This window comes from Ammoniphilus soli (assembly GCF_040813775.1).
This window is the reverse complement of the sequence record NZ_JBEGDL010000008.1, coordinates 241,973-257,220: the sequence shown is the minus strand read 5'-3', so window position 1 is coordinate 257,220 and position 15,248 is coordinate 241,973. Positions and strand designations below refer to the sequence as shown.

Below are 15,248 nucleotides of genomic sequence, written 5' to 3'. Positions count from 1 at the left end.
ATAGCGCATTTTCTTCGTTTTGGGGGTAATGATGTGTTTTAGCTTGATGGGCATGCGGAAGTACCCCAAAGAATGGCAAAAGTCAAAAGACCACTGGGATGACATTTTCCCTTCTGTAGAAGTGACCTTTGATCTCAAGGCTTATGTCCGCAGGCCCGGCATGAATACAAACCCACAGGGATTGCCGGAAGATGAGGTGAAGAAAAAGTGATATGGGGAGCCGTGCTGGGAATTACGCTCGTGGTGGCTCTAATGGCTTTATACGAATGGCCTAAAATGCATCCGAAACAAAAAAAGGAAAAAGCTGCTTTCATCGCATTAGTGGCCATGGGGTGGGTACTCGGGGTGCTCCTGGTGTTCTTCCCGGACATGCCTGGCCCGACCAACCTGATTGAAACCCTGTTCAAGCCACTCGGGAAAATACTTGAATAATGGCTGATAGGAGGGAAGGGAAGGAAGATGATAGAGAAAGGGTAAATCTCTGCCTTTCAGATGTCGTTGTTGATTTATGCAAACATTGCAACCACAGCCCTTTTAATCGTGCCGGGCATTACCTACGAGCATGCCAAACGGGACATGTGGCTTTCCCCGATCTGGGGTTCCCTTTCCGGGTTTTTGGTGGTGTACCTTGTTTATCAATTACATAAGCTTTATCCCCATGAGACGCCGATTCAATACATGCAGCATATTCTGGGCCGGATTCCCGGTAAAGCAGTCGGCTTTGTCTATTTGCTCTTTTTCCTCTATTCGGGCGGGCTAACCCTTAGGCAGTATGGTGACTTCCTTGTGGGGGCGTTTCTCAATCAAACTCCGATGCTGATGGTTATGGGAAGTTTGGCGCTTTCGAGTGCCTTTGCCGTGCGTGCCGGCCTGGAAGTGCTGGCTCGGCTTTCGGATATGCTGATTCCGATTTTCTTCCTTCTTTGGCTACTTATTGTTCTTCTTCTGGTTCCAGAGTTGGAAGTGAAAAATCTGCTGCCCTTCATGGAGGTAGGAATCATGCCTTCGATTAGAGGATCGGTTGCCCCGCTATCCTGGAATATGATGTTCTTTCTTATTTCCTCTTTGCTCCCCTTTTTGACGGATCGGAAGCAGGGCATGAATTGGGGAATGTTTTCCGTAGTCATTTTGATGCTGACTATTGTGATTACTAATTTAGCCACTCTTCTACTGTTTGGCGGAACTACGGGGCAATTTGTCTATCCGGTGATGAGCGCTGCCAGGTACATTAGTTATGCCGGTTTTTTGGAAAATCTGGAGACCTTCGTTATGGCGATTTGGATAGGCGGGACCTTCATCAAATTGGGATTATATCACTATGTACTAGTCCTGAATACCGCCCAATGGCTGAATCTTTCCGATTATAAGCCGATTGTCCTCCCGTTCGCTTTGCTATTGACCCTCTTCGGGCTCTGGGTGACCCCCAACCTTCCTGAACTCGCTCATCACTTTAGCGTGTACAGTCCATTTGAACTTTTTACATTTTATATTCTGATCCCGGTTATTTTGCTGTTGGTCGCTTTATTTCGAAAGAGGTATCGAGAAAAAGGAAGGAAATAAGAAAGCGGATCGTAAGAGAACTATTTCTACTACCAAATCTTGAAAAAGCGTTTCATGCTATCGTAATCGAAAAAGGGCTGGAACCCAAAAACGTGTCTTGGTTCCAGCCCCTTGCATTTTTACTTGATCAAAAATCAATTACTCTTTTTACTGCAGCTTACTAATCTCCTCATCGATCATGCTTTTTTGCTTCTGCATTAAGAAGATCGCATCTTCGCTAATCTGACTCAGTTCTTGATATAGATTCTTTGATGAAGCACGATCTCCTTCATCCACTTCCGATAGAATTCGTTCTACCAATTCACGCCTGCGATGGCCGAGAGATCTTAAATGCTCGCCTAGTTCCTCCAGATGCTGGATATCCATGCCCTTCAGCTCCTTTAACGAATAACTGCTAACCTAAACTCAATTGTTGATCACAGCTTAAGTTTTGTCGAAGAGGTAAGCTTTATACATCCTCACCCATCTGCTTTCATTGACAACTCAACTCAATTCTTATTAACTATAAGTGATAGGGAATACTAGAATTTACTATTAGAAGTTTGGAGCTGCGAATTGATGTATCAAAACTTGGAAGAATGCATTCGCGATTTAGAAAGCAACGGGCATTTGGTTCGGATCCGTGAAGAAGTTGACCCTTATCTTGAAATGGCCGCCATTCACTTGAAGGTACACGAAGCTGGCGGTCCGGCCTTGTTATTTGAAAATGTCAAAGGCACGAAGTTCCGGGCGGTATCCAATCTATTCGGGACTGTGGAACGCAGCAAGTTCATGTTTCGCCATACATGGGAGGCAGTGCAGAACGTAATCTCCCTTCGCAACGATCCGATGACAGCGATAAAAAATCCATTTCAACATATTGGAACGAGCATGGCGGCTTTGAAAGCCCTGCCTTTTAAAAAATCGAATAGCGTACCCGTCGGCAGTCAGGAAATTAATATTTCAGACCTTCCGCTCATTCACCATTGGCCAATGGATGGCGGTGCGTTTGTCACCCTGCCTCAAGTCTTTAGTGAAGATCCGGAAAAACCGGGATTGATGAACGCCAACCTGGGAATGTACCGGATTCAACTGAGTGGCAATGAATATGAAATGAATAAGGAAATTGGTGTGCATTACCAGATTCACCGGGGGATTGGCATACACCAGGATAAAGCCACCAGACAAGGAAAGCCGCTGAAAGTCAGCATTTTTATCGGCGGGCCTCCGGCCCACACGTTGGCTGCTGTCATGCCCTTGCCTGAAGGTTTAAGCGAGATGACGTTTGCTGGACTTCTTTCCGGGCGCCGCTTTCGTTACAGCTATCTCGATGGCTATTGCATCAGTAACGATGCTGATTTTGTCATTACAGGAGAAATACACCCTGGCGAAACCAAGCCAGAGGGTCCTTTTGGCGACCACTTGGGGTATTACAGCCTGACCCATCCTTTTCCATTAATGAGAGTACATAAGGTATATGCCAGACCTAACGCCATTTGGCCGTTCACCGTTGTGGGGAGACCTCCGCAGGAAGACACCGCATTTGGAGATCTCATCCACGAGCTGACAGGGGATGCGATTAAACAGGAAATCCCTGGCGTAAAGGAAGTCCATGCGGTTGATGCGGCGGGGGTACATCCTTTGCTTTTTGCCATCGGCAGCGAACGCTACACGCCATACCAACAAGTAAAGCAGCCGGCGGAATTGCTTACCCTCGCTAATCGCATTTTAGGAACAGGTCAATTAAGCTTGGCCAAATATCTATTTATTACCGCAGAAGATCAACAACCTTTAGACACGCACCGAGAAGTCGAATTTATCACTTATATATTAGAACGAATGGATCTTCATCGGGACATCCATTTTTATACGAATACGACAATTGATACGTTGGATTATACCGGGACAGGATTAAATACCGGCAGCAAAGTCGTCTTCGCCGCTTATGGGGAGAAGAAACGAGACTTGTGCATCGAAACGCCTTCCATTTTCCGAGAATTGCGGGGGTATGAAAATGCCCAGTTGGTCATGCCGGGTGTTGTGGCGATACAGGGACCTGCGTTTACCGATTATGCCAATGCGGAGAAGGAATTCAAAGCTTTAAGCGATGCCATAAAGGAAAAAGGTTCACTGGCTGCATGTCCGATGATCATCGTTTGCGATGACAGTCAGTTTATTAGCGAAACGATCAGCAATTTTCTGTGGGTCACCTTTACGCGGAGCAATCCTTCGCACGATATTTATGGCGTCAATAGTTACTACGAGAACAAGCATTGGGCTTGTGACAATATCATTATCGATGCCCGCACGAAACCGCATCATGCACCGCCATTAATTCCTGATCCAACAGTAGAGAAGAACATCGAGCGTTTTTTTGTGAAAGGCGCGAGTTTGAGCGGAGTGAAGATTGGGTAAAAAAACACTAGTTATAGTGAAGGTACATCGGAAAACCTTTCCTTTAAAGTTGTGATGACTTTAAGGGGTGGTTTTCTTTTTTTTGTGTAGAAAAGGGGATAAATGAATACGCTTGGCTTGTCCTTGGGGATCCCATGCACTGAGGAGAGGGGCTGTCCTCATTGGATGCTCAAGTACATTATAGTAATAATTATTTGTAATCATTGTTGGTTCATGACAAGGTAACAATTGTTTGTGACTAAACTGGTTAAATTCGTGAGTTTGACTTTGTATTGGAGAGATCTTAAACATCAAAAAGGCTCATAATCTGGAGTCATTACAGCTTCATGAGTAAAACAGCTATTTTCGGGACCATTCATGTCTTATTACTTGGAATGATTATGTCTACGAGACTATACTGACCCTTTTTAGGACAAAAACTAAAGAGTTTGGGAGCATCTATGAGAAATTCGTGACTTTGCATTAAAATAAGGAACCCGTCTGCAAGGAGAGACGCTCCATTGCATTTGGTGATTCTCCCTAAATCTAAACTATAAAAAAGACTCAAGGATGCTTTTCAGCACCCTTTGAGTCTTTTTTTGCCTTTTATGCTGTGAATACGCGTTTACGGCCACTTCTAATCAGAATAGGGGCAACATCTTTACTGGCTTTTTTAGTGTTATTCTCTTCCTTGTAACAGTCAATACACTGACGATCATATTCTTCGATTTCAAAATTAGTAAGGGTTATTTTGCACGTTCTGCAGTATGTCTCTATATGCTCCATTTCATTTCCTACTTCCGCTTTCTATTTTATCTGTAAATTTTATATACTCTTACTATATCGCGTTTTTCGACATAGTTCAACGTTTAGTTCATTAAAATCTTTTAGTTCATTAAAATTATGAGATTACAAAAAATTACAATGCAGTTGTAAATCTAATCATAGTATCATAGAATATTGATTATTAAGTAAATTGAAAACAAAAGAAAAGGATGCCAACATGGATGATTTCATTCAAGTTCATGTTCAGTTGTATGGTGCAGTACAAGTAATGGCAGGCTGGGTGAAGCAAGCGATGAGGATTCCCAGGTCCTCTACAGTTGAAGATTTGTTCCAGATCCTATATCAAGCCGATCCATCCCTGAAATCCTTACTGTTGGGGGAGGAACAAGCGCTAAGCGCATTAGTTATGGTCAATTCAATGGACATTAAGAGGAAGGAAGGGGTCCGTACGGTTCTCGCAGAGGGTGATCGAATCGATGTTGTTGCTATGATCAGCGGAGGGTAGTCCAAGAATTTCATTGGTATTTCCACTAATAGAGGAGGAAGAGCTTATGCGAGGCGGATACATGGGACGGATGCTGTTTGTCAATTTAAGCACAAAAGAAATTCAAGAAGAATTACTCGATTTAGATTTGCAGCGGGACTTCCTGGGGGGATATGGGATAGGAGCAAGGATTCTATATTCTCGAATGAAACCGAAGGTTGACCCCATGGGACCCGAAAATATATTGGGACTTATCACCGGACCTTTAACAGGGACGCCAGCCATAACGGGTAATCGCTGGGTCGCTGTGGCCAAATCTCCCTTAACCCATACATGGGGGGATGCCAACTGCGGGGGGACCTTTGGACCCGCATTGAAAAGGTCCGGCTATGATGCGATTTTTGTGGAAGGACAGGCAGACTCTCCGGTCTACATTTATATTGAAGATCGTAACGTGGAAATTCGGGATGCTGAGCCTTTTTGGGGAAAAGAGACATGGGAAGCGGAAGCGATGCTGAAAACCGATCACGGGGGAACGAAGCCGGAAGCGGCCTTGATTGGCCCCGGAGGGGAAAAGCTATCGCTCATCAGTGCCATCATGAACGATGAAGGCCGAGCAGCGGGGCGTTCTGGACTCGGTGCAGTCATGGGCTCTAAAAAGCTCAAAGCGATTGTGGCCGGCGGCACCCACGAGATTCCTATAGCCAAGCCGGAAGAAATGAAGAAGGTGAGGCAGCAAGCCAACAAGGACATGATCAAGCGCCCCATTTGGAAGTTCATGAGCAAGTATGGAACGACAGGGATAACCGGCGGCTCCGCTATCTCTGGAGATTCTCCCGTACGCAATTGGGGTGGTGTGGGCATAACGGACTTCCCGAACGCAGATCCGATCGGAACTGGCCTTGTTGACCAATACAAGGAGAAAGCTTACGGCTGTTGGCGCTGCCCCATTTCCTGCGGTGCGATTGTGGAGGTGAAGGAAGGCCCTTACAAAGTCCGCGGACATAAGCCTGAGTACGAAACGACCGGAGGATTCGGAACGCTTCTGCTGAACGATAATCCGGAGTCGATTATTTATTTGAATGATTTGTGCAATCGCGCGGGGCTCGATGTCATCTCTGTAGCCGGAACGGTTGGCTTTGCCATCGAATGTGCGGAACATGGCATTCTAAGCCAAGATGATATAGGCGGCCTTGATTTGACATGGGGAAACCATGAGGCCATTGTTCAATTAGTAAAGGATATGATTGAGCGGAAAGGGATAGGCAATCTTCTTGCGGATGGCGTGAAAGTCGCTTCGGAAAAATTGGGGGAGCAATCGGAACCTTTTGCCATCCATGTCCATGGGCAAGAGCTGCCCATGCATGATCCTAGGCTTTCTCCGGGCTACGCTACGACCTATATGCTAGATGCCACGCCGGGCAGGCATACGCAGGGGGGAAGCCATATTATTGAGGAAGGGGCGAAGCATCCCTATCTTGGTATCCATGAATTGATTGCCGACAAATACAGCTATAAGGGAAAAGGGAAGAAACATAAAATCATGAGCAACTACATTCACACGGTTAACGCCGCAGGAATTTGCCTGTTTGGGGATTTTTGCTCAACGCCCGAAGATCTTGCCCATTTCCTCACGGAAGGAATCGGAGAAGAATATACAGCAGAGCGCATTCTCCAAATTGGAGAGCGCATTGCAGCCATGCGGACGGCATTTAATGTTCGCGAAGGCATCATTCCGACCAAAATCAAAGTCCCTGACCGGATGATCGGTGTTCCTCCCCAGACAGAAGGGCCGTTGCAGGGAGTGAAGATCGATCTTCGGACCCAAAACGAGGATTATCTAAATGAAATGGGATGGGATCCGGAAACCGGTATCCCGACTCCTAAAAGCCTAAGGCTTTTGGGCCTCAATGATGTAGCGGAGGATTTGCAGAAAATCTGATATTCCCTTCTTTCCTAGTCCAACGGGCTAGGCTTTTTTTTTTTTGATTAATGAGGATTTCCGGTATTAAAGCCCCCGCCTAGAACATCTGAGACATCTTCAATCGCAATAAAGGCTTTTCTATCAATCTCTCTCACTACCGCTCTTAATTTGGCCACTTCCAGGCGAGTCAGCACACAGTAGATAACTTGCGTTTCCTCTCTTTTATACCCTCCCTTGGCATATAACAAGGTTGTGCTTCGACCGAGACGGTCCATGATCGCTTGGGAAATTTCCTCGTATTCATTGGAAATGATCATGGCTGACTTCGATTCGTTTAAGCCTTCGACCACGATATCGATCAGCTTGAAGGCAATATAATAGGTAAACATCGAGTACATCGCCGAATCCCAGCCGAATACGAACCCAGCCATAAGAAAAATGAACACATTAGCCAGCATAATAATCTGACCGACAGGTATGCTCCACTTTTTGGAGACTAAGATTGCGACAACCTCCGACCCGTCTAAAGAACCTCCAAAGCGGATCACGAGCCCAACCCCTATACCTAAAATTAAACCGCCAAATAATACAGCCAATAATTTTTCTTCTGTAAAGGGTTCCGCATCATGAAAAAACGCCGTGGTCAATGACATCACGGTAATCCCATAAAGGGTGTAGAAACCAAATGATGTTCCGATCTGCTTAAATCCGAACAACAAAAACGGGAGATTGATAAAAAATAAGAATATACCTAGAGGAAGGTAAGTGAGCTTGGAAAGCATAATGGAGATCCCTGCGATTCCACCGTCGATAATATTGTTGGGCACTAGAAATAGTTCCAGTGATATAGCCATCAGGACGGCTCCTAAGGAGATAAATAGGATTTTCTGAATATGATCAGCTATGGCTGTCTTTTTAGATCTTCCCTTCATCAATTCAACCTCTCCTTGAACGCAATCTGTCGTTTTATCTTTTACATGACCATTCCATAACATACAGCATTAACCAATCCCGTTCCAGAAACTCAAAATGGCTGCCTTAAGCCAAGGCAGCCTTTGTTGAGCTAGGACAGGATTCTTTTTTCTCCCTGAATCCCTTGAATCGGTTGGATATTTTGCGAAAACTCCAATGTTCCCAGATAGTTGTTGCTTTCGTCGCGAACCGCAAAGTAGCGAATATAGGCGTATTTGTCGCGGAATTTAATCCAAAAGTCTTCGGTGTCTTTTTTTCCTGTTTTAAAGTCATGGAGCAGCTTTTCCACCACATGGACGCTTGCTGGCGGGTGGCAGTTTTGCACCGTTCTTCCGATAATTGCCTTGGTTCTGGCAAAGATCCGTTCTTTCCCGTGAGAAAAGTATCGCACAACATCATTTTCATCAATAAAGGTAATGTCCACTGGCAGGTGATTTAGCATGAATTCCAATTGCCTTAAGGAAATGACGCCTGTTTCAAATTTAATGACACCGCCTGGTATGGCTTCGCCTTCGGATAAGTTGGCCCGTTCCGGCTTCCAAACGCCTGCAGGTTCCGCTAAGCAAAATCCAATCTCATCGCTTTCATGCGCAATCTTAATCCATTCGTCTTCAGTAAGCTTTTGCAAAGACATGGGGAAAAGAATATTCTCTTCCTTGTAAATCATTTCACTTACTTCTTTCATGATGTATTGAAGGTATTTTTCGACGTCCCCTTTATCCCCGCTGTAGCTTAAGAGATTTTGTTTGAGTTGCTTAATGGCGCCACGAATCGCATCATCGACTCCCCACATGACTTTGGTTGGGCCGAAAATCCCATACTTCTCTAAATAAGGAAAGAGGAGATTCTCCTTGCGGCTGTAGTGCTTGTCGATATCCAAGAGAAGGTTTAAATCCTCTACTAGCTTCAGGATATTTTGCTGGCTATCTTCTTTCATAAATTGTTCGAAATGCAATTGGATTTTAAAGTTGACCAACCTGTCGATTTCTTTGTTTTCAAGTTTAAAGGTATGGATGGGGTGGCCTGGCTGGTCTTCGTCTTTAACCGGACCATGGATTTCCTCGATGGAGCCCTTAAAGACCGCAGCATGGACGGAGCAAAGGCGCTGGACCTCTTCTGCCGGGATGCCCTCTTCTTGCATTAGAGCTTGTTCCATTTGTGAAATTTCTTCAACGGAAACCGAACCCACTGCTTCTTCAAATTGCGCTTTGACTTCCTCTACACTTTTACCCTCATGTAAATTCTTAATGATTTGTTTAAGCATTTCCTGGCGGGCCGTTTTATCTATAGCAAGTTGTTCACGATTGTTAATGATCTCACTCATGGTCATGCTCCTTCCTGTTTTTAAAGGATCTTAAATGAAAATCTTTATCATGGCTTTAGTGTAATGGATTCTTAAGGAACAGGAAGTGATGAACATCACCAAATCAGAAATTAAAGCGTGGGATAATAAATTCATTCTATAAATACGAACTTACTCTAGGGAGGCCAAAGATGTCAGAAGGACGTATTCATTCGATTGAAACTACAGGGATGGTCGATGGTCCGGGTATTCGCTATGTGATTTTTACCCAGGGCTGTTTATTGCGCTGTCAATATTGTCACAACCCCGATACATGGGAGCTAGGCAGAGGCAAGATGGTATCCGTTCAGGAATTAATGAAGGATATCAAGGATTACATCCCTTTTATGAAATTTTCCGGCGGGGGGGTCACGGTGACAGGGGGAGAACCGTTGCTGCACGCCGAATACCTTACCCATCTCTTCAAGGAGTGCAATAAGCAGGGAGTCCATACATGCATTGATTCCTCTGGAGGATGCTTTAATCAAAGCACAAACTTTCTTCGTGTCCTGGACGAATTGCTGCAAGTAACGGATCTTATCCTGCTAGATTTAAAAATGATCGATCCTGAAAAGCACCGTAAGCTAACAGGGATGTCCAATGAACACATTCTTGAATTCGCCCGCTATCTGTCCGATAGGAAGATCCCCGTATGGATCCGCCACGTGTTAGTGCCTGGACTCACGGATGATGAGGAGGATTTGAGGAAACTCGCCGCCTTTATCCAAACTCTTGAAAATGTACAAAAGATCGAAATTCTGCCATATCATGAAATGGGCATTCATAAATGGGAGCACTTAGGGCTTGACTATGCCTTAAAAGGAGTAACCCCTCCTAGTGATGAAGTGGTGGCCAAGGCGAAGGAAATTCTGGCGGGTACTGCCTGATAAAGAGGAGAGTATGGGCACCTGGAGCTGGGATAACAGGAGAAAATCCGGTTATTTCGAAAAACGAGGCAGATTTAGATTGAGAAAAGTGAAATAATCGGAATTTCTCCCGTTATTGCGAGATCAGCGTACTCATCCTAAAGCGGGAGAAACATATGAACGAGAAAAGCAACGACAAAGAAAAGTGCCATTGACAAATGGTTGATGGCAGGTACAGCAAATTTATTGATTAACATCTCGTTCGCCTTATTACCGTTACTGTTTATTCTTTACCGATTAAAGAGTTTGCCGCTTCCAGTCCGAAATCTTGGATTGGGTATGGTTTGTTCCTGCTCCATTATCTTGTGCATGCTATTGCCTTTTCATATCTTTCCAGGCTATATTTTAGATCTACGAACCATTCCCCTTTTGATCGGCATCCTTTATGGCGGCTATGCTTCGGGAGCCCTTGCCACCTTAACGCTTTATCTATTCCGGTTTTATCTCGGAGGGGATGGTGTCTGGAATGTCCTGATCGTTTACAGCGCTGTCATTGTGTTGTTGTTCCTTTTAATTCCTATCTATCAAGAGTGGGATGAGTCAAGGAAAGTTATCAGCAGCACCTATATTGCTCTCATGACATCCATTCTGATGGTGATCAATACCAATTTTAGGGAAGGGTTGCCGCTAGAGGCCTTTGAACGAAATGGGAGGTTAGTTGAAGTAGGAGTTGCTCTTCTATTTAGTAAAAGGCTTTAAAATTAGGATTGATTTTAACTCTTGTTCCATTAGTGTTCATTATTCCTGTCCTTTCTTTTAAGATGCCAATCTTCAGCTAACGGGAATCGCTACTTGAATAACCTAATGTGTATTAATTCCCTCCCAATCCAGTAATGCTGGAACTAAAGAAGATAAAAATTTTTGGGAGGGGTTTGTTTTGAATCTAAGTGAATTTTGGAAGATTTTTTTAAGAGCCGGGAGGCTCTTATTCAATTAAAGGAAGAATAGTTCAATAGTGTTTTTTTGTAAATTAGCAATCAGATTTAAAAATAGCTCTAATGGGTAGTTTTTATTGGATAAGAATCAGTGTAGTCTATTAAATGACACTTGGACAACGTTTTACAAGGCGGAGGGAATTTTTATCCTAGTAATGAGAGGTTGCAAACAATATGGTTAGGAAATGGCTATTTTTTCTCCTTTTTTTGATCGTCATTATTCAGGAAGGAGTTTTTGCTCATGCATTGCTGGAACGAGCCAATCCAGTGCCGGACAGCCAACTTACCTCTTCTCCTTCTGATGTTACCCTCACTTTCAATGAGCGTTTAGAGAGAGAGTTATTTTATATTAAGGTGTTTAATAGCCAAGGGCGTCCAGTCACGGAAAACCCAACAGAAATGAGCCAGAATCAAAAAGAATTGCACCTGCCGCTTCCCAGTTTAGAGGATGATATTTATACCATCACCTATAGTGTGATATCGGCAGACGGGCATCCGATCCGGGGTTCATATGTTATCAGCGTAGGAAAAGCCCCTATTTCCGAAAAAACGGATCAAGTCGAGCACGTTCATGGTGAGCATGAAGCATCTACCCAAAGCGGGATTTTTGGAATCCGGACTTTTTATTTTTTTAGTCTTCTTTTGATCTCCGGGTGGATCGCCTGGGGAGATTTTCTTCCAAACGAATCAACAGAGCTCCAAAAAAGTTACCTAGAATGGACGAGTTACCTTCAAAAGGTCTACCTTTTCACGCTTTTGGCGATGATATTCGTTCAACTGGGGGATTTGTTGACAGATTGGGATTTAAATGAAATCACAGCTCTCTTGTTTAAAACGTCAACGGGACTTTCATTGACCCTCTCTCTTTTTCTTTCGATTTTAGGATTTTTTATCTTGCGGCGGAAGAAATGGGTGGATGCGATATGGGTCATTATGCTGCTGACAGCGAAAAGCATCAGTGGTCATGCGATGGTATTTGAACCCCCCATTCGAACGGTTCTTTTGGACATGGTTCATTTATTGGCAGCATCCATATGGACAGGTGGGCTATGCTATCTTCTTCTATTTTGGAAAAGTCACCGGGAACCTATCATGCGCTTTTTACCCCTATTTTCGAAAGCAGCGCTGGCAAGCATAACCGTATTAACGATTACTGGCACACTTTCTACTTTGATCTTTTTACCTAAATTAAGCGATATATTTAAAACAACGTGGGGCATATTGCTTTTGGTGAAAGTATGCTTGGTAGGGTTGGTGATCATTGTTGGGGCGATCCTCCGCCATGGGATAAAGAAAAAATCTATAGATTATATCAACTTCGGATTAAAAGTGGACGTTGGTTTAATGACTTTGATTGTTATTATTGTCGGGGTATTTACCTATCTAAGCCCCCTTCCACCCAATCAACCGTTGTATTGGCATGAAATGAGCAAAACGGAGCCTATGATCACAACTCAAATTACGCCTAATGTCCCCGGAATGAACCATTTTAGCGTAGATGTATCGTTAACCAAACCCGAACTCAAAATCTAGCATGTAGAGCTTTCCTTGACGTATCAAGAGGATCCGGAAATTGCGCCGATTAAGGTTCCCTTGAAAGCTGAACTTCCCCCTAAAAAAACATCTAGCGGAACAGAAGAACATCATTTTGTCAGCGATGGTCCATACCTGCCGTTTGAGGGGAATTGGACAGTAGAAGTGAGGGTTATGGATTCCGAGGATAATGAAACGGTGTATACCAAAGACTTTACAGTCTATTGAAATATAAGCTCTAATAAGAAAGGTTGATTTTATCATGAAAAAAATGACAAGTGTAATTTTCTCTTCTGTGTTAGCCATTTCGATGTTTGCGGGGATTGCTAGTGCTCATGTAACGGTGCAACCTAAAGAAACCACACAAGGGAAATATGAAGTGTTTACTGTTCGAGTTCCTTCCGAAAAAGAAGATTCTCCGACCACCAAAATAGAAGTCAAATTTCCGGATGGAGTTTCCGTTTCCCGATTCGAGCCAAAGCCCGGATGGACATATGAGCTGCAAAAAGATGAAACGCATAAAATTACGGGTGTAACTTGGACAACGGAAGGTGAAGGACTTTCACCAACGGAATTTACTCAATTTAACTTCCAAGGAAAAGTGAGCGATCAAGCAACCGACCTATCTTGGAAGGCGTATCAAACGTATAAAGATGGAAGTGTTATGGAGTGGGTTGGAGCAGAAGGATCTGAAAAACCCGCTTCCGTGACGATAGTGAATCCAAAGACAGCAGGTGAGGCATCCGATAGTCACGGTGCGCCTGCTGCCACAGCACCCCAAGCTGAATTGCCAAAAGAACAATCTTCCATCCTTCCGCTTTATCTTTCCATAGCTGCATTGGTTGCAGGATTGTTATCCTTAGGTATTTCTTTAAAAAAGAGAGCTTAAAATTTCGGAGGATTAGGGCAACCGTCTGCTGTTTCTATTTCATTATAGAACCAACAATATAAGTCTATTGTGTTGTATGTTGAGTCCGTTCCTGGTTTCGAGGAACGGTTTTTATTTTGGGTAAGACAAGAGATATTGTCTTCCATTAGAGGTTTACTTAAGTAAACGGAGATCGATTGTTCGACAAACTGGGTTACGATAGGGGGTTAAATATTAAGTAGAGGCAGTACAAAGGATAAAGCAATTAAGAAAGCAAAAAAAGATTTAGCTTATACAATCGCAGGTATTATTTACGATAATGATGTTGTACCTGTGCCTGTTAATATTCCTAACGATCAACTTTGTGAAGACATGGAAGTTATCGAGATTGAGACTTGTTACGAAGATTATAAAAAAGAAATAGATGAACATTTACTCGGTAGACACTGGCACATTGATTATTGGGACGAAGAACATGGTTCAATCAGTACCATTGGATTTCGGAATGAACTGGGGACATGGGATATCTATTTTTCCGAACATATAAGTGATGAGGAAGCAAAGATTCTGGATCAGCATTGTAAAAGAACTGATTCGCCTGATGAATGGCTCCTCTTTACGGTCCAATCAAGAAGTGAAGGTGAAGAAAAGGTATATAATTTCATTGAAAATGTACTTCTACCGATTCGTAGTAAAAAATAATGACTGCTTGTTAAGCTATCGGGTTTCGTTAGTTGAGGAACTAGTTCCATGCCTAGATTAACATTGGTTTTGATTTTTGGGGGCATAAGAGTAGAATACCTTTTATAACAGAAATCACATCTTCTATAACGGAGAAAAAGGAGAAATGTATGGCGGTAGGGAGCAAAATGGACAATGTAAAATACGGAAAGGACAGGAATGAAGATGATCAATAAAAAGCCGGTGAAGTTGGATGACCTAGTGGGAGAAATTGAAATACAAATAAATGGTACGTTTACATACATCAACACCCAAACAGGAGAGGTGATCACATTATCGGAAGAAGAGATCCGTGCGGTAGAACATGAGAAGCCAATCGAGAACTTTCCTGATTGGCAAAAAGAGAATATTGAAAAAGCAATAGAAATATTAGAGGATGAGGACGGGATCTACCTCGATTTCACATTAAGGAACGAGTACCATGAGTATGAAATTATGGAAGAATTTATTGGGACAGTTATTGAAGAAGAGATTCGAGAAGCCTTGTATGAAGCCATTCAAGGAAGAGGGGCATTTCGGAGATTTAAAGACGGGATCATAGAACATGGTGTTGAAAATGAATGGTATGAATACAAGAATAAGAAGATAAAGGAATTAGTCATTGAGTGGTGTAAAGAGCATGACATTGCAATAGAGGAATGAAGATCTATCCTTCGATCCTTGCATCATACTGGATAATCAATTGAATCAGAAAGCTATCAATTCCTTAAATGCCAGTGGATGAAATGGGAGCGACGGAATCAACACCATCGCTTCTTTTGATTTCCTTTCTGAACAAACGTGGAGTTTAGCGGAACAACAAAT

The 15,248-nt window shown here is 43.4% G+C and carries 16 protein-coding genes; 13 read left to right on the top strand and 3 right to left on the bottom strand.

All coding sequences use genetic code 11. The annotated features are described in order from the left end of the window. Positions 1 to 52: 52 nt before the first annotated feature. From ABLT31_RS17670 to ABLT31_RS17660, 3 genes are read left to right on the top strand one after another with little or no spacing between them, the layout of a single operon-like run. Positions 53 to 211, top strand: coding sequence for a Ger(x)C family spore germination C-terminal domain-containing protein (locus tag ABLT31_RS17670; protein WP_367753946.1), 159 nt, complete (start codon positions 53 to 55; stop codon positions 209 to 211). Beyond that, complete coding sequence (locus ABLT31_RS17665; RefSeq protein WP_367753944.1) at positions 208 to 432, top strand: hypothetical protein; 225 nt, start codon at positions 208 to 210, stop codon at positions 430 to 432. The genes ABLT31_RS17670 and ABLT31_RS17665 overlap by 4 nt, the downstream gene beginning before the upstream one ends. Positions 433 to 477: 45 nt before the next feature. Continuing rightward, positions 478 to 1,560 (top strand): GerAB/ArcD/ProY family transporter, encoded by a 1,083-nt coding sequence (locus tag ABLT31_RS17660; RefSeq protein ID WP_367753974.1) that lies wholly within the window; start codon positions 478 to 480, stop codon positions 1,558 to 1,560. A gap of 147 nt (positions 1,561 to 1,707) precedes the next feature. Here the strand turns inward: ABLT31_RS17660 and ABLT31_RS17655 are convergent, their stop codons facing one another. Further along, positions 1,708 to 1,926: a hypothetical protein gene (locus ABLT31_RS17655; protein ID WP_367753942.1), complete on the bottom strand. Its 219-nt coding sequence runs from the start codon at positions 1,924 to 1,926 to the stop codon at positions 1,708 to 1,710. Between the two features lie 192 nt (positions 1,927 to 2,118). Here ABLT31_RS17655 and ABLT31_RS17650 point away from each other — a divergent pair, with 192 nt between their 5' ends. From ABLT31_RS17650 to ABLT31_RS17640, 3 genes are all read left to right on the top strand, one after another. Continuing rightward, entirely contained in the window at positions 2,119 to 3,954 is a 1,836-nt protein-coding gene (locus tag ABLT31_RS17650; protein WP_367753940.1) for a UbiD family decarboxylase, read from the top strand. 982 nt (positions 3,955 to 4,936) lie between these two features. Further along, complete coding sequence (locus ABLT31_RS17645) at positions 4,937 to 5,224, top strand: MoaD/ThiS family protein (RefSeq protein WP_367753938.1); 288 nt, start codon at positions 4,937 to 4,939, stop codon at positions 5,222 to 5,224. A gap of 46 nt (positions 5,225 to 5,270) precedes the next feature. Then, entirely contained in the window at positions 5,271 to 7,145 is a 1,875-nt protein-coding gene (locus tag ABLT31_RS17640; RefSeq protein WP_367753936.1) for an aldehyde ferredoxin oxidoreductase family protein, read from the top strand. Between the two features lie 47 nt (positions 7,146 to 7,192). Here ABLT31_RS17640 and ABLT31_RS17635 read toward each other — a convergent pair whose 3' ends face one another. Next, positions 7,193 to 8,059 carry a YitT family protein gene (locus ABLT31_RS17635; RefSeq protein ID WP_367753934.1) on the bottom strand — a complete coding sequence of 289 codons (867 nt, stop codon included), beginning with the start codon at positions 8,057 to 8,059 and terminating at the stop codon, positions 7,193 to 7,195. Between the two features lie 131 nt (positions 8,060 to 8,190). Next, a complete protein-coding gene (locus tag ABLT31_RS17630) occupies positions 8,191 to 9,423 on the bottom strand; it encodes a DUF438 domain-containing protein (protein WP_367753932.1) in 1,233 nt (410 codons plus the stop codon). A 170-nt stretch (positions 9,424 to 9,593) separates the two neighbouring features. Between ABLT31_RS17630 and pflA the strand changes: the two genes are divergently transcribed. The 7 genes from pflA (at position 9,594) to ABLT31_RS17595 (ending at position 15,086) form a co-directional block, all read left to right on the top strand. After that, complete coding sequence (pflA, locus tag ABLT31_RS17625; protein WP_367753930.1) at positions 9,594 to 10,328, top strand: pyruvate formate-lyase-activating protein; 735 nt, start codon at positions 9,594 to 9,596, stop codon at positions 10,326 to 10,328. A gap of 204 nt (positions 10,329 to 10,532) precedes the next feature. After that, positions 10,533 to 11,066: a LytS/YhcK type 5TM receptor domain-containing protein gene (locus ABLT31_RS17620; RefSeq protein WP_367753928.1), complete on the top strand. Its 534-nt coding sequence runs from the start codon at positions 10,533 to 10,535 to the stop codon at positions 11,064 to 11,066. Positions 11,067 to 11,476: 410 nt separating this feature from the next. Then, a complete protein-coding gene (locus ABLT31_RS17615) occupies positions 11,477 to 12,835 on the top strand; it encodes a copper resistance CopC/CopD family protein (protein WP_367753926.1) in 1,359 nt (452 codons plus the stop codon). A 15-nt stretch (positions 12,836 to 12,850) separates the two neighbouring features. Next, positions 12,851 to 13,063: a hypothetical protein gene (locus ABLT31_RS17610; protein WP_367753924.1), complete on the top strand. Its 213-nt coding sequence runs from the start codon at positions 12,851 to 12,853 to the stop codon at positions 13,061 to 13,063. Positions 13,064 to 13,097: 34 nt separating this feature from the next. Next, complete coding sequence (locus tag ABLT31_RS17605; RefSeq protein ID WP_367753922.1) at positions 13,098 to 13,724, top strand: YcnI family copper-binding membrane protein; 627 nt, start codon at positions 13,098 to 13,100, stop codon at positions 13,722 to 13,724. A gap of 312 nt (positions 13,725 to 14,036) precedes the next feature. After that, complete coding sequence (locus tag ABLT31_RS17600) at positions 14,037 to 14,405, top strand: hypothetical protein (RefSeq protein WP_367753920.1); 369 nt, start codon at positions 14,037 to 14,039, stop codon at positions 14,403 to 14,405. A 198-nt stretch (positions 14,406 to 14,603) separates the two neighbouring features. After that, entirely contained in the window at positions 14,604 to 15,086 is a 483-nt protein-coding gene (locus ABLT31_RS17595) for a UPF0158 family protein (protein WP_367753918.1), read from the top strand. The last annotated feature ends 162 nt before the right edge of the window (positions 15,087 to 15,248 follow it).

What these genes read in the sequence shown, in the direction of transcription:
- ABLT31_RS17670 (WP_367753946.1), top strand. Translation starts at nt 53, where the DNA reads ATGCGGAAGTACCCCAAAGAATGGCAAAAGTCAAAAGACCACTGGGAT.
- ABLT31_RS17640 (WP_367753936.1), top strand. Translation starts at nt 5,271, where the DNA reads ATGCGAGGCGGATACATGGGACGGATGCTGTTTGTCAATTTAAGCACA.
- ABLT31_RS17630 (WP_367753932.1), bottom strand. Translation starts at nt 9,423, where the DNA reads ATGAGTGAGATCATTAACAATCGTGAACAACTTGCTATAGATAAAACG.
- ABLT31_RS17650 (WP_367753940.1), top strand. Translation starts at nt 2,119, where the DNA reads ATGTATCAAAACTTGGAAGAATGCATTCGCGATTTAGAAAGCAACGGG.
- ABLT31_RS17620 (WP_367753928.1), top strand. Translation starts at nt 10,533, where the DNA reads ATGGCAGGTACAGCAAATTTATTGATTAACATCTCGTTCGCCTTATTA.
- ABLT31_RS17605 (WP_367753922.1), top strand. Translation starts at nt 13,098, where the DNA reads ATGAAAAAAATGACAAGTGTAATTTTCTCTTCTGTGTTAGCCATTTCG.
- ABLT31_RS17635 (WP_367753934.1), bottom strand. Translation starts at nt 8,059, where the DNA reads ATGAAGGGAAGATCTAAAAAGACAGCCATAGCTGATCATATTCAGAAA.
- pflA (WP_367753930.1), top strand. Translation starts at nt 9,594, where the DNA reads ATGTCAGAAGGACGTATTCATTCGATTGAAACTACAGGGATGGTCGAT.
- ABLT31_RS17645 (WP_367753938.1), top strand. Translation starts at nt 4,937, where the DNA reads ATGGATGATTTCATTCAAGTTCATGTTCAGTTGTATGGTGCAGTACAA.
- ABLT31_RS17655 (WP_367753942.1), bottom strand. Translation starts at nt 1,926, where the DNA reads ATGGATATCCAGCATCTGGAGGAACTAGGCGAGCATTTAAGATCTCTC.
- ABLT31_RS17595 (WP_367753918.1), top strand. Translation starts at nt 14,604, where the DNA reads ATGAAGATGATCAATAAAAAGCCGGTGAAGTTGGATGACCTAGTGGGA.
- ABLT31_RS17615 (WP_367753926.1), top strand. Translation starts at nt 11,477, where the DNA reads ATGGTTAGGAAATGGCTATTTTTTCTCCTTTTTTTGATCGTCATTATT.